The sequence below is a fragment of the Ruegeria sp. TM1040 genome, from assembly GCF_000014065.1.
Taxonomy (GTDB): Bacteria; Pseudomonadota; Alphaproteobacteria; order Rhodobacterales; family Rhodobacteraceae; genus Epibacterium.
This window is the reverse complement of record NC_008043.1, coordinates 180,001-193,263: the sequence shown is the minus strand read 5'-3', so window position 1 is coordinate 193,263 and position 13,263 is coordinate 180,001. Positions and strand designations below refer to the sequence as shown.

The following is a 13,263-nucleotide window of genomic DNA, read 5'->3' as shown; positions in this document are numbered from 1 at the left end:
TGAATATCCTGAAGGTGGCGAACCCATGCCCGCGCCCTTGCACAATTGACTTACCGCATTTTGTATCCAAAATCCAATCTGTTTTGTAACTCCGTGTGGAATTTTCTCTATCGTCCAAGTTCTGGCAGCGGGCACCACCCGAGAGCCGACAGAAATCGTCGGCTCTCGGGTAAACGGCAATCTGAAGGAGTGGTGTGTTTAGCCCAGTAGGAGTTCCGGCAGCCAAAGTGCAACCGAGGGCACAAAGGTCGTGAGCATCAGGGTCGGCAACCAAGCAAAGATGATGAACATCAGCGTGGGTATGAGCATCTTTGCAACCGGCGTCTCCGAGACCTGAGCGCCCAGATACAACAGCGGTGCGGTCGGCGGCGTGATATTGGCCATACCCAGATTAACGCCGATCACGGCCGCAAAATGGATCGGATCCATGCCCACGCTTTGCGCGATTGGCAACAGGATTGGTGTCGACAGCAGCAGTCCCGAAATATCGTCCATCAGCATCCCGATCAGGATCATGACCACATTGATCATCAGCAAGATCACAATGGGATTGTCAGAGACCGAGTAGACCATCTGCTGCGCAATCTGCGGTGCGCCCTGTGCAATGAGGTTGTCAGAGACTATGAGGACCATGAAGATCATGATCATAACGACGCCAATCGTGATCCCCGACTTCTGAAACGTTTCGATCAAACCCTTCCACGTCAAGCCGCGATAGAAGTAGATCGCAACCGGGATCGCATAGACAACGGCGATGCCCGCAGCCTCGGTCGGCGTCATGATCCCGCCGTAGATACCGCCAAGAATGATGATCGGCATCATCAGCGCCGGGCCGGCGACACGTCCCTGGGCCCTGAGCGCCGGGAAAAACGGGGAGGGTGGGGCAGAGAGCTTGATGTCGTCATGTTTGCGCAACATGAAATGGTTGGTGATGATCAGCAGCGTGATCAGGATGAAGGCCGGGATGACCGTCGACAAAAAGCATTTCAAAACGTGCTGTTGCGCCACCCAGCCATAGAGGATGTGGTTGGCACTTGGCGGGATCAGAAGGCCCAGTGGGCTTGCCGCCACAAGGAGCGCTGCGGATTTGCCTTCGGGGTAGTTCGCCTTTTTCAGATGCGGCAGCATGATGCCACCAATGCAGGTCAGCGTTGAGTTGGCACTGCCCGCGATGGAGCCGAAGATGCCACAGGCCATGACGGCGGCCGCGCTCAGTCCGCCCTTGAGGTGGCCGACAAACATCTCTGCGATGGCCACGAGGGGGGCTGCGATCCGCCCGCGCTCCATCACGCCGCCTGCAATCATAAAGAGCGGAATGGCGAGCAACACCAATGACCGCAGACCCGTCGCCCCGGTTGGAAGATAGCCGGTGATGGACTGATCGCCAAAGACCGCGATGAACATCAACACCGCGCCAAAGGCCACAAAGACACTGACTCCCAATAGGAGCATGGCGCACACGATGACGAGACTTCCGATTATGATCATGACGGCGCCTCCTCCTGACGGTCTGATTTGAGCGGGAGGCCGAGGCCTTTACGGATGTGCACATAGAGATAAGCCGCCGAAAACATTGCCATGAAGCCAAAGGCGATCATGATGGCAATGCGCCAGGAGACAAATGGGATGCGCAACGCGGGCGTCGCGCGCAGGCGTGGAAAGGAGAAGTCATCCGCCAGTGACGCATAGCAGGCGTAAACGATGAAGAGCGTGACCAAGAGTTCGATCAGAAGAACCGCAAACCCGCGCCACCAGATCAGCCGGGGGCTTTTGAATACGACTTCGAGGATATCAGCGTTGATGTGCAGCTTGCGTTCCGAGGCCAGGACTGCCCCAGCAAAAAAGCCCACGATGCTGATCGCTAGCAACCATTCTTCATATGCGAAGAGATCGCCGCCAAATCCATATCTCACCACCACGACCAAGCCAAAGGTCAAGGCCATCATCGCGCCGGAAAATACGACGAGAAACTTCATCAAGACCATTGCCCAGTTCATCGGTACTCCGATGACACGTGGCAACTCATCCGTAATACGCGTCATTTCCCCTCCCTCTTGTTGCGTGCAAGTTGACTGGTGCCAAAGCTGGATTGCAGCAGGCGGGCATCTCTCCCACTCTACGTCTCAGCACGCCATGTGACTGGTTCCTGCACGATCGCAGAGCGGGGCAGCCGCAATGGCTGCCCCGGAATTAAGTGATTATTGAACAGCCGCCAGCACGCGATCGATGACGTCTTTGCCGACTGCGCTTTCCATTGTCGGCCAGATGGTTTTGCGCACATACTCGGCCATCGCCTGTTGATCCTCGTCGTTGAGCTTCAAAATGGTGTAGCCGCTGTCGATCAGCTTTTGACCGAAGGCTGCGTCGTTTTCGCGGTTGTAGGCGAAGAAGTCGGCCGAGGCTTTGCTCATCGCAGCTTGAATGACGTCGCGCTGCTCGTCGTTCAGCTTGGCGAGGGTGCGCTCGGAGCCATAGTAGAATGTCTGTTCCAGCAAAGAGTTATACTCGATGAAGTGGCTGCCGACGTCGGATTTAGCAAAGATCGAGTATGTCGCGGTTTTTGTGCAGCAGATCGCGCCGTCGACGATGCCGGACTGAAGCGCCGGGAAGATGTCACCCCATGCCATTGTGGTCGCACGATAGCCGAGGGACTCGACGGTGGCCTTTACAGCGTTTGACGACCAGACGCGGATGTTCATGCCTTTGTCGTCGAAGGTGTTCCAGTTGTCGGGCTCCTTGGAGGCCACGATGCCGACAAAGCCCTCGGGGTTCGCGGCCATCACGCGCACACCATATTCGGCGGTAATGTCCTGCAGGATGCGATTGTAATCTGAATCCATGTCGCGCAGGACGCGGTCCATGTCATCATAGCTGCTGACAAGGAACGGCATGTTCAGGAATTCCAGACGGGGATCCGTATCGGAGTAAATGAAAGCCGATGCAAAATCGATGTTGCCGCGCGCAACGTCTTCGAACAGGGCTTCACCGGAGCCGAGCTGGCTGGCGGGAAAAACCGTCATGTCGAGACCAACATTCGCTGCGTTCACCTCTGCAGCGACCTGTTCCATCATCTTTGTGCCTTGATGGTCGATGGGGAACACGCCTGCAAAGCGCAGCTTGATGTCGTCGGCGAAGGCCGGCGTGGCAAGGTGGAGGGCCATCGTGCCGACGGCCACGGCTTTCAAAAACACGTTCATTCCTCGTTCTCCATGTTGTGAGGTCTTTGGTTTTTAAGTCCGGCGGGGTGGGGATGTGGTTTGGCAGGTTCTAGGTAGTCCTCAGGGCGCATCCCGCAGGCATTGGCAGCGCGAAGTGCGGCATTGGAACTTGAGAACCAGATCTTCATTGCGCCCGGCCTCCTCCCTCCCGGCATCCGCTTGTCTTATACTTATAAAGTATCCAAAATCCAGTATTTCGAATTCAGAAATGTGAAAATTCAACTAAGGCTTTGATTTCATTGGTCCGTACTCCACAAAGCGGGGGCGCGGATGCAAGCAGGAGAAGCAAAGCCAGGTGGTTCATTCGATACAATGTCGCGCGGGCTACGCTGGAGCTGTTGGATTGTGCGTGAGCCTGATGCAGGGATTAACATCGCAAAGACAATGGTTTGCGCGTTCCAGCGGGCAACTGGATACGCAAGTATTCGATTCGCCCCACTCGCCTGACCTCTGAGCGCATCGATCTTTTGTGAAGGCGTTAGTGAGCTCGATAGGGTCGGGTTCTTTGAGGATTGACCTGCTTCAGCTGGTTTTTTACTTGACTGTTGGCTTCGAGGCGCCGGGCGCGATAAAGGACAACCCCAGAACGCAAAAGCCCCCTTTGCGGGGGCGCTTTGAGGTCCTGTTCCACCGTCATTGCAGAGTTTGATGGGATGAGCCTGAGTGTATTTTGGAAAGCCGGGCGCGCGTGCAATTGCCGCGCGCCTCGCCAAAATACAGCTTGGTTAGAAGTCCTCCCACCCCACCGCTTTCTTCTGCAGAATCTGCGCGTCTGCCGCGGGCGCCTCTTGGGGGGATTCTTCTGCCGCGTAGGCATGCGACACATCTGCCTGTGCCACAGTGGGGGCTTCAGGTTCTGATTGGGATTTGCGCTTGGTGTCACCGGTCTTGAAGATCGCCACGACACGCGCGAGTTGCGTGGCATCATTGCGCAACACCTGGCTCGCAGCGGTCGTTTCCTCAACCATGGCCGCGTTGTGTTGCGTCACCTGATCCAGTTGCGAAACGCCGGTGTTGATCTCGTTCAAAGTGGTCGACTGTTCCTCTGCCCCGGTTGCGATGCCGCTGACGTGACCGGAGATCGTCCCGACACGACCGATGATCTTGTCGAGCTCCTCACCCGTACGGCCTACAAGGCGCACCCCTTCACCAACCTGTTCCGTGCTCTCGACGATCAGGTGCTTAATCTCTTGCGCGGCATCCGATGACCGTTGCGCGAGGGCGCGGACCTCAGAGGCCACAACCGCAAAGCCACGGCCTGCTTCGCCGGCGCGCGCGGCTTCGACGCCTGCGTTGAGCGCGAGGAGGTTCGTCTGGAATGCAATGTCGTCGATCATGGTCAGAATCTTGGAGATCTTGACCGAGGAGGCCTCAATGTTGGACATGGCTTCCACTGCATCTGAAACCACCTTGCTGCTCTGTTCGGCAGTGGCACGGGTTTCTTCCATGATGCCTTCGACTTCACGCGCGCCACCGGCTGCGGAGCGCACGCTGCCGTTGAGCTCTTCCATCGCGGCCGCGGTTTCCTCAAGCGTGGCAGCCTGGCTTTCGGTGCGCTGAGACAAGTCAGCAGACGAGACGCTGATCTGTTCCGCACTTGAGCGAATGCGCTCGCTGCTCTCTATGACGGAGTCGATGATGCTGACCATGGTGGCTCGCGTCGTATTGAAGTTGCGGCGCAGGGTTTCGTATTCCTCGGCAAAAGGATCATCAATCGCCTGGGTAAGGTCGCCGTCAGACATGCTTTTCAGCGCGTTGTTCAGGGCATCGACGACGTGTTTCTGATGGGCTTGTGCGGTTTCGCGTTCTGTTTCCTTGGCGTGTGCCAGGGCCAGCTGCTGCTTGAGGTTTTCAACATTTCGGGCGATGCGCCCCACCTCATCCGCTCGTTCCAGATACTCGACAGGCTTGTCATACTGCCCTGCGGCAATGTCGACGATGCTGGTGCCGAGATCCTTCAAAGGAGCGCTGACGATCCGGCGCAGGACCATGGAGGCAATGAACATCATCGCAAAAAACAGCACAGCACCGGCGCCATAGGCAATCATTTGTTGCTGAAGAGCGCCGATCATGGCTGCTTTGCTTGACCAAGTCATGGCAATCGCCCCAACGGGGACACCTTTGGAGGTGGTGGCGGGAGCGGCAAAGGCTTCACCATTGGCGCTCACTTGCATCTCGTTGCTCTCAAATGCCGCAAGAGCGAGTTCGGAGAGCAGGTCAAGTTGCGCTTCACCTGCGTCGCCAGCGGAGGCAATCAGGTTGCCGTCCCCGTTGACCGCAATCCCGTTCAGCGAGCGCCCTTCGGACATTTCGATGACCAAAGACAAATCTGCGAGCAGCTTGTCCTGATCGCCAAAACGGATCGCCCCGCCGCTGCGCGAGGCGACTGAATAGGTGACATTCTGACCAAGGGTACGCACACCTTCCCGGACGGTTTGGTCAATGATCAATTTGTTTGCGACGGTGATGAAGGTTACGATCACCAGCGTTGCCGCTGCCAACAACAAGCTGAGCTTGGTGAAAATGGACCATCCCTTAAGGGCGGAAGATTTGATTTCAGTGGTCGCCATGGTGTTGCATATCCGTTCAGTGCACCCGTCAGGTTTGGACTTTAGAGAAGGCTTTCCGCGTCAACGCCCACGGTAATCGCGCCAATCGGAGATCCGGTTTCCGGATCAACAATCGTGACCGAGATTTGGCCCTGATAGCGCTGTGTGGACTCATCGAGCTCGACCCCGCTGATGTGAACGCTGCCTGCGCCCTTACCATAGGTGTCCTGGAATTTTGCTTCGTCCCCTTGCCACATGTCCGAGGTGACATCGGAGGCAGCTACGTTCAGTCCGTGTTCATCCATGATGAAAATTTCCGTCATGGCGCCCATGGAGGCATCGATACGGGCGCGCAATGCGTCTGCGACCGGATTTTCGAGCACTGGTGCGATGGGGTCATTCTGAGGCGTAGCGACCGTACCACGCCAGGCCTGGTCCATTTCCTCGATCTGAGTCTGGGTAAGGCCGGCGTGTGCATCATTTTGCGCCTTGATCGCCGCGACGATCTCTGGGGCATTGGCCCAGTTCATGATTTCATCGTTCATGTAGGCCTCAAGGGCCGGGGTGAACTCATCTGAAGCGATCGCCGGGACGGCCAAGAGCAGGGCCGCAACTGTGGTTACGAGACGCACGATTTAACTCCTTCATATCGGGGACATCCGCGAAGATTATGGTTTAATGGGGTAAAGCAGAGAGTTTACCAGCCAATTAATTGACCGTAAGCGCGCGCCTCACTTCGGCAGTCGCAGCGCGAGGATAGAATGGCAGTTGGGATTAACCTATAGTATCAACGAGATACGTACCCTTGTCCTGAGCGGTCGGTTGTGCCTTTGCGCATTTTCTGCGCCAATGTGCGCGTCTATGGATGCGAAATTACGTGACATTTTGAGTGATTTATGACCTCTGAAATCGCCAGTGCGAGTCAAAACAGGGCCAGTAAGCGCGGATGATTGAACTTAAAGATCTGCAATTGTTAACAGCCCTGGCGCGCCACCAGCATTTCGCGAGGGCGGCTGAGGCGTGCCATATGTCGCAACCCGCGTTCTCGATGCGCATTCGCAGCCTCGAGGATAAGCTGGGACTCTCGATTGTGCGCCGTGGCAATCGGTTTCAGGGACTCACGGCGGAAGGCCAGATGATCGTGGAGCGCGCGCGTGGGATTCTCGACGACGCAAAGGCGCTTGATCAGGAAATTGCTGCCGCCCGTGGCGAAGTGACCGGGACTTTGGTGATCGGGGTTGTGCCAACGGCGACCTCTTACGCGGCGCAGCTTGTGGATCGGATGCATCAGGCGCATCCTCGGGTCTTCGTGCGCCTCGAAGTCACCACCTCGCTCAGCATTCAGCAGCGGCTCTATGATGGGACGCTGGATGTGGGGGTGACCTACAGCGACAGCGTCGGTCGCGACGACATGAGCGTCACGGATCTCTACGACGAGGCCTATGTTGTCTTTGCCTCCGAACAGATGCTGTCGGGACACGAGACGCAGATGTCGTGGCGCAATGCGGCACAGCTGCCGTTGAGTTTGCTGGAGCCGCAAATGCAGAACCGGCGTATTCTGGACCGGATTTTTGCCGATCTCGATCTGCGACCAGAGATCGTTTCGGAGTCCAGTGGCTTTATGGCGTCACTGGTGATGGCGCGGGCCGGGTCGGTGGCCACCATCCTTCCTCAGGCCCTGGTCGAAGCCTTGGGGCCACTTCAAGGGACACGCACATTGCGGTTGGTCGATCCCGAGCCCTCGTGGCCGATTTGCCTGGCCTCTGTCGAGCGTCAGCCTGAACTGACGACCATCCGGGCACTCAAGGCTGTGATCGCAGCGGGGCCACTCTAGGTCGCTGCGTTTGCATCATAAGCAACGCTGATTGCGCCTTCGCGCATTCGAATTTGACCAAATAAGTAGAGGGTGTGATCCCGGGCCTACGGCACCTGAACCGGGAGACACCCATGGCACCTCTGGACAATACATCTGGCGTTTGGAAATCCGGACGCGGCAAGGGGCGCAAAACCCCAAAAGGTCGTCAGCTAGACGATCAGGCGCATACCGAGATCCTGGATCTTCTGGGCGCGCGTCCCCGCGATCGCGATCTGTTGATCGAGTTCCTGCATCTGGTTCAGGACAAATTCGGCCATATTTCCGCAGCGCATATCCGCGCGCTCTCTGAGGAAATGCGGGTCGGTCAGGCGGAGATCTACGAGGTCGCCAGCTTTTATGCGCATTTCGATGTGGTCAAAGAAGGCGAGACACCGCCGCCTGCTCTGACGATCCGGGTCTGTGATTCATTGTCCTGCGAACTTGCGGGCGCCGAGCAACTGAAAAAGGCGCTGGAAGACGGTATGAACCCCGCGCAGGTCCGCGTTTTGCGCGCTCCCTGCATGGGGCGGTGCGATACCGCGCCGGTGCTCGAGATCGGTCATAACCACATCGACCACGCCACCCTGGCAAAGGTCGAGACAGCGATCGCGAGCGATGACACCCACGCCCACATCCCCGATTACGAGACCTATGAGTCTTATGCCGCAGAGGGCGGCTATGCGGTTTTGCAAGATCTGCGCGAGAGCGGCGATTGGGAAGCGGTCCAAGAAAAAGTTCTGTCGGCAGGGCTGCGGGGTCTTGGGGGTGCAGGCTTCCCGTCCGGCAAGAAATGGGGTTTTGTGCGTGCCAATGAGGGGCCGCGCTATCTCGCCGTGAATGGCGATGAAGGCGAGCCGGGGACTTTCAAGGATCGCTACTATCTTGAGCGCACGCCACATCTCTTCCTTGAGGGGATGTTAATTGCGGCTTGGGCGGTGGAGGCGGAGAGGTCCTTCATCTATATGCGGGACGAATACCCGGCCGTTCTGGAGATCCTGCGCCGCGAGATTCGCGCGCTCGAGGAAGCGGGCATCGTGGAGGCAGGCTATATCGATCTGCGTCGCGGGGCAGGGGCCTATATCTGCGGCGAAGAATCCGCGATGATCGAATCCATCGAGGGCAAACGCGGCGAGCCGCGCCACCGCCCGCCCTTTGTGGCGCAAGTGGGGATCTTTGGGCGGCCGACCCTCGTGCACAATGTCGAGACGTTGTATTGGATCGCGAAAATCAATCGCGAAGGGCCAGAGTGTCTGAACGCGGTTGAGAAGAACGGGCGCAAGGGGCTGAGGTCCTATTCCGTCTCCGGTCGCGTCCAGAACCCGGGCGTGCATCTGCTGCCTGCTGGCTCCACCATCCTTGATGTGATCGAAGCCGCGGGTGGCATGCTCGAGGGCCACTTGTTCAAGGCCTACCAGCCGGGCGGGCCGTCTTCGGGTTTGTTGCCTGCACATATGAATGATATTCCGCTCGATTTTGACACGCTACAACCACATGGATCATTCATCGGCTCTGCCGCTGTGGTGGTGTTGTCCGATCAGGATTCCGCGCGGGATGCGGCGCTCAATATGCTTCGGTTCTTTGAGGATGAAAGCTGTGGCCAATGCACCCCCTGCCGGGTGGGCTGTGAAAAGGCCGTGAAACTGATGCAGGCCGAAAAATGGGATCAGTCGCTTCTTGAGGAACTCAGTCAGACCATGGTGGATGCCTCCATCTGCGGTCTGGGCCAAGCCGCGCCCAACCCGATCCGCCTCACAATGAAACACTTCCCCGAGGAGATCTGAGAGATGTCCGATAAAATCACCTTTACGCTCGACGGCGCGCAAGTCACCGCCGACGCTGGCATGACCATCTGGGAAGTCGCCAATGGCCGCGGCCTCAAGATCCCGCATCTCTGCCACAAGCCGCAGCCCGGCTATCGCCCCGACGGCAATTGCCGCGCGTGCATGGTCGAGATCGAGGGCGAGCGCACGCTTGCGGCCTCCTGCATTCGCGAGCCCAGTGAGGGCATGGTTGTCACCACCAACAATGCACGCGCCGAAAACGCGCGAAAGATGGTGATGGAGCTGCTGGTTGCGGATCAGCCCGCGCAGGAGGTTGCGCATGATAAGTCCTCGCATATGTGGGATATGGCAGAGTTGAACGGGGTTTCGGAGTCGCGCTTTCCCAAGCTCGAAGAGGGGCACATCCCGCTTTTGGATGACAGCCATGTCGCCATGAGCGTAAACCTTGATGCCTGTATCTCTTGCGGGCTCTGCGTGCGCGCCTGCCGTGAAGTGCAGGTGAACGACGTGATTGGTATGGCGGGCCGGGGGCACAATGCCTATCCGACCTTTGATATTGCCGACCCGATGGGCGAGTCCTCCTGCGTGGCCTGCGGCGAATGCGTGCAGGCCTGCCCGACGGGCGCACTGATGCCCGCGACCGTGGTGGATGAAAACCAGGTGGGCGATCGCAAGGACTTTGATTCAGAAACCGAAAGCGTCTGCCCCTTCTGCGGGGTCGGCTGCAAAGTCTCGCTCAAGGTGAAAGATGGTAAGGTCAAATATGTCGAGGGCATCAATGGCCCCGCGAACGAAGGCCGTCTCTGCGTGAAAGGTCGTTTCGGCTTTGACTATATCCACCATCCGCACCGCCTCACCAAACCACTGATCCGTCGCGAGGATGCACCGGACAAAGGGCTGAATGTCGATCCCGGGAACCTGATGACTCACTTCCGCGAGGCAAGCTGGGATGAGGCGATGGATCTGGCCGCGAAAGGTCTGATCAAGCTGCGGGACGCAGACCCCAAATCTGTCGCAGGTTTTGGGTCGGCAAAATGCACCAATGAAGAAGCCTATCTCTTCCAGAAGTTTATTCGTCAGGGCTTCAAGCACAACAACGTCGATCACTGCACCCGCCTGTGTCATGCCTCTTCTGTGGCGGCACTGATCGAGAACGTGGGCTCGGGGGCTGTGACCGCAACCTTCAACGAGATCGAGAACGCGGATGTAGCGATCATCATCGGCGCCAACCCGATTGAGAACCACCCTGTTGCTGCGACCTATTTCAAGCAGTTCACCAAACGCGGTGGCAAGCTGATTGTGATGGATCCGCGCGGTGTCGGCATGCGCCGATATGCGGACGAGATGCTCCAGTTCCGTCCAGGTGCCGATGTGTCGATGCTCAATGCGATCATGAACGTGATCGTGGAAGAAGAGCTCTATGACAGCCAGTATATCCACCGCTGGACCGAAAACTGGGAGGCTGAAAAAGAGCACCTGCGCCAGTTCACGCCAGAAAAGATGTCGGAAATCTGCGGCATCGAGCCAGAGCAGCTGCGCCGTGTGGCCCGGACCTTTGCAGGTGCCGAGGCGGGGATGATCTTCTGGGGCATGGGCGTCAGCCAGCACATTCACGGCACTGACAACTCGCGGTGCCTGATCTCGCTGGCCTTGATGACAGGCAATGTCGGTAAACCCGGTGCGGGCCTGCACCCCTTGCGGGGTCAGAACAATGTGCAGGGTGCGTCGGATGCGGGTCTCATTCCGATGTTCCTGCCGGACTACCAGACTGTCACCTCTGACGATGTCCGTCGCAGCTTTACAGATGTCTGGGGTGGGGGCGATTTCTCCAATGAGAAGGGCCTCACCGTGACAGAAATCGTGGATCAGGTTTATGCGGGCAATATCAAAGGCATGTACATTCAGGGCGAGAACCCTGCCATGTCCGACCCTGACGCCGATCACGCGCGCGAGGCCTTTGCCAAGCTCGACCTGATGATCGTGCAGGATATTTTCCTGACCGAGACGGCGAATTTCGCCGACATCATCCTGCCCGCCTCGACCCTTTATGAAAAGAACGGCACGGTGTCCAATACCAACCGTCAGGTGCAGCGCGTGCGGCCTGCCGTCACCCCTCCGGGTGAGGCGCGCGAGGATTGGAAGATCACCGTAGAATTGGCACAGCGGATCGGTTTGCCTTGGGCCTATAGTGATGTTTCAGAGGTTTTTGCCGAGATGAAACTCAATATGAAGTCGCTCGACAATATCACCTGGGAACGTCTGGAGGTGGAGACCATCACCTATCCCTCGCTGCATGAGACCGACCCGGGTCAGGCGATTGTGTTTGGCGATGGCTTCCCGCGCCCCGAGGGGCGGGCGAGATTTACGCCTGCCTCGGTGATCCCGCCGGATGAGGCCCCGGATGCGGACTTCCCGATGATCATGACCACGGGGCGTCAGCTCGAACATTGGCATACGGGCTCCATGACGCGGCGCTCGCTTGTGTTGGATGCGGTTGAGCCGGAGGCAAACTGTTCGTTGCATCCGCGTACCCTGCGCACCCTTGGGGTTGAGCCGGGCGAGATGGTTCGACTGTCCACGCGTCGCGGCTCGATCGAGATCATGGCTCGTGCGGACCGCGCGGTGGCCGAAGACATGGTCTTTGTGCCCTTTGCCTATGTCGAGGCAGCGGCCAATATCCTGACCAACCCGGCAATCGATCCCTACGGCAAGATCCCCGAGTTCAAGTTCTCGGCTGTGCGGGTTGAGAAGGCAGAAGGGCAGATCGCAGCCGAGTGACGGTGCACCCTTTATCTTTGATGATGGCGGGCGCGGACCTTATGGCTCCGCGCCCGCTTTTTCTGGTGGGGATGCACGGACGCACATGGGCGAGGCGCAGGGGTGGCCGGCCCATGGGGCCAAGTGAAACCGCCACATGCATCGATGGTGACGTAGATCTTCACATATGCAGTGTTGCAGCTTTAGGTCGAAGCAGCGGCCCATGTCTGCTTGTGTCGCCCCCAAGGGCAGAACCTGCATCGAAGACATGCGCAACCCTGACGCGTTTATGCCATCAGGGTAATGGTGCTTTGTCCAGCGCCGCGTCGAAGCGCATGCACGTCAGAGAGCGCGGGATCGTTGATCCAGGCTTTTGCGCCTTCGACTGTTTCAAACACGAGGATCGCTCCAAGCCCGGTTTCATCCCGCGCGCCCTCCAGAATGGTCTGTTGCGGCGTTGCCTGCGCCACCCGCCCTCCATGTTTTGCGAGCGCATCTCCGGCTTTCTCGCGATAGGATGCGAGGCTGTCAGCATTAGCGACAATAATATTTGCATAGGCGTAAACCATTTTGGTCTCCTTGTTTGTAGAACACGGAGAACATGGGGCGTGGGAGCAAATGCGAAAACACGTGCTTTCGCACTCGAGTCATGCGAAAACGCATGCATGCAGTTAAACTGGGATGATATGCGCACGGTTCTCGCTCTGGTGCGCTGTGGCACACTCGCTGCTGCAGGGGACGCTCTGGGTGTGACCTACACCACCGTTGCCCGTAGGGTGACACGCGCCGAGAAGGCATTGGGCCAACCCTTGTTTGAACGCCACCCCGAAGGCTATGTGCCGATGCCGCTCGCGCGCGATTTGGCCGTGGCTGCGGAGAGTATGGAGAGGGAAGAACACCAGTTGCTGCGGCGCGTCACTGGAAAGGACCAGACCCTCTCGGGGCGTCTCACCCTGACTGCACCGCAACTCCTGATACAGGCACAGCTTGCCCCGGTCTTGAAGCGCTTCATTGACCTCTACCCCGAGGTCGAACTTGTGGTGAAGGCCAGCAATGATCTCTTGGATCTGAACAGACGAGAGGCAGATTTGGCGATCCGGATC

10 protein-coding genes (1 of these 10 only partly in view) are annotated in these 13,263 nt (G+C 58.0%); 4 read left to right on the top strand and 6 right to left on the bottom strand.

Annotated features, from left to right (window positions below; translation table 11 throughout):
• Positions 1–198 precede the first annotated feature (198 nt).
• The 5 genes from TM1040_RS01415 to TM1040_RS01395 form a co-directional block, all read right to left on the bottom strand.
• The gene (locus tag TM1040_RS01415; RefSeq protein ID WP_011536817.1) at positions 199–1,488 is read right to left on the bottom strand and encodes a TRAP transporter large permease; all 1,290 of its coding nucleotides are present in this window, start codon (positions 1,486–1,488) and stop codon (positions 199–201) included.
• Positions 1,485–2,042 (bottom strand): TRAP transporter small permease, encoded by a 558-nt coding sequence (locus TM1040_RS01410; protein ID WP_011536816.1) that lies wholly within the window; start codon positions 2,040–2,042, stop codon positions 1,485–1,487. The genes TM1040_RS01415 and TM1040_RS01410 overlap by 4 nt, the downstream gene beginning before the upstream one ends.
• Before the next feature lie 156 nt (positions 2,043–2,198).
• Positions 2,199–3,197, bottom strand: a complete 999-nt coding sequence (dctP, locus tag TM1040_RS01405) for a TRAP transporter substrate-binding protein DctP (RefSeq protein ID WP_011536815.1) — start codon at positions 3,195–3,197, stop codon at positions 2,199–2,201.
• A 746-nt stretch (positions 3,198–3,943) separates the two neighbouring features.
• A complete protein-coding gene (locus TM1040_RS01400; protein ID WP_011536814.1) occupies positions 3,944–5,788 on the bottom strand; it encodes a methyl-accepting chemotaxis protein in 1,845 nt (614 codons plus the stop codon).
• Positions 5,789–5,829: 41 nt separating this feature from the next.
• Entirely contained in the window at positions 5,830–6,399 is a 570-nt protein-coding gene (locus TM1040_RS01395) for a PDC sensor domain-containing protein (protein WP_011536813.1), read from the bottom strand.
• 314 nt (positions 6,400–6,713) lie between these two features.
• Here TM1040_RS01395 and TM1040_RS01390 point away from each other — a divergent pair, with 314 nt between their 5' ends.
• The 3 genes from TM1040_RS01390 to fdhF all read left to right on the top strand — a co-directional run bounded on the left by TM1040_RS01390 (position 6,714) and on the right by fdhF (position 12,181).
• Positions 6,714–7,601 carry a LysR family transcriptional regulator gene (locus tag TM1040_RS01390; RefSeq protein ID WP_044026442.1) on the top strand — a complete coding sequence of 296 codons (888 nt, stop codon included), beginning with the start codon at positions 6,714–6,716 and terminating at the stop codon, positions 7,599–7,601.
• A gap of 113 nt (positions 7,602–7,714) precedes the next feature.
• On the top strand, positions 7,715–9,403 hold the full coding sequence (locus TM1040_RS01385; protein WP_011536811.1) for an NAD(P)H-dependent oxidoreductase subunit E: 1,689 nt from the start codon (positions 7,715–7,717) through the stop codon (positions 9,401–9,403).
• Positions 9,404–9,406: 3 nt separating this feature from the next.
• Positions 9,407–12,181 (top strand): formate dehydrogenase subunit alpha, encoded by a 2,775-nt coding sequence (fdhF, locus tag TM1040_RS01380; RefSeq protein ID WP_011536810.1) that lies wholly within the window; start codon positions 9,407–9,409, stop codon positions 12,179–12,181.
• A 266-nt stretch (positions 12,182–12,447) separates the two neighbouring features.
• Here the strand turns inward: fdhF and TM1040_RS01375 are convergent, their stop codons facing one another.
• Complete coding sequence (locus TM1040_RS01375) at positions 12,448–12,729, bottom strand: DUF1330 domain-containing protein (RefSeq protein WP_011536809.1); 282 nt, start codon at positions 12,727–12,729, stop codon at positions 12,448–12,450.
• Positions 12,730–12,825: 96 nt separating this feature from the next.
• Here TM1040_RS01375 and TM1040_RS01370 point away from each other — a divergent pair, with 96 nt between their 5' ends.
• Positions 12,826–13,263, top strand: the 5' end (the start) of a protein-coding gene (locus TM1040_RS01370) for a LysR family transcriptional regulator (protein WP_011536808.1). 438 nt of this gene lie beyond the right edge of the window; the window shows 438 of its 876 coding nt (coding positions 1–438); it begins with the start codon at positions 12,826–12,828; its stop codon lies beyond the right edge, outside the window.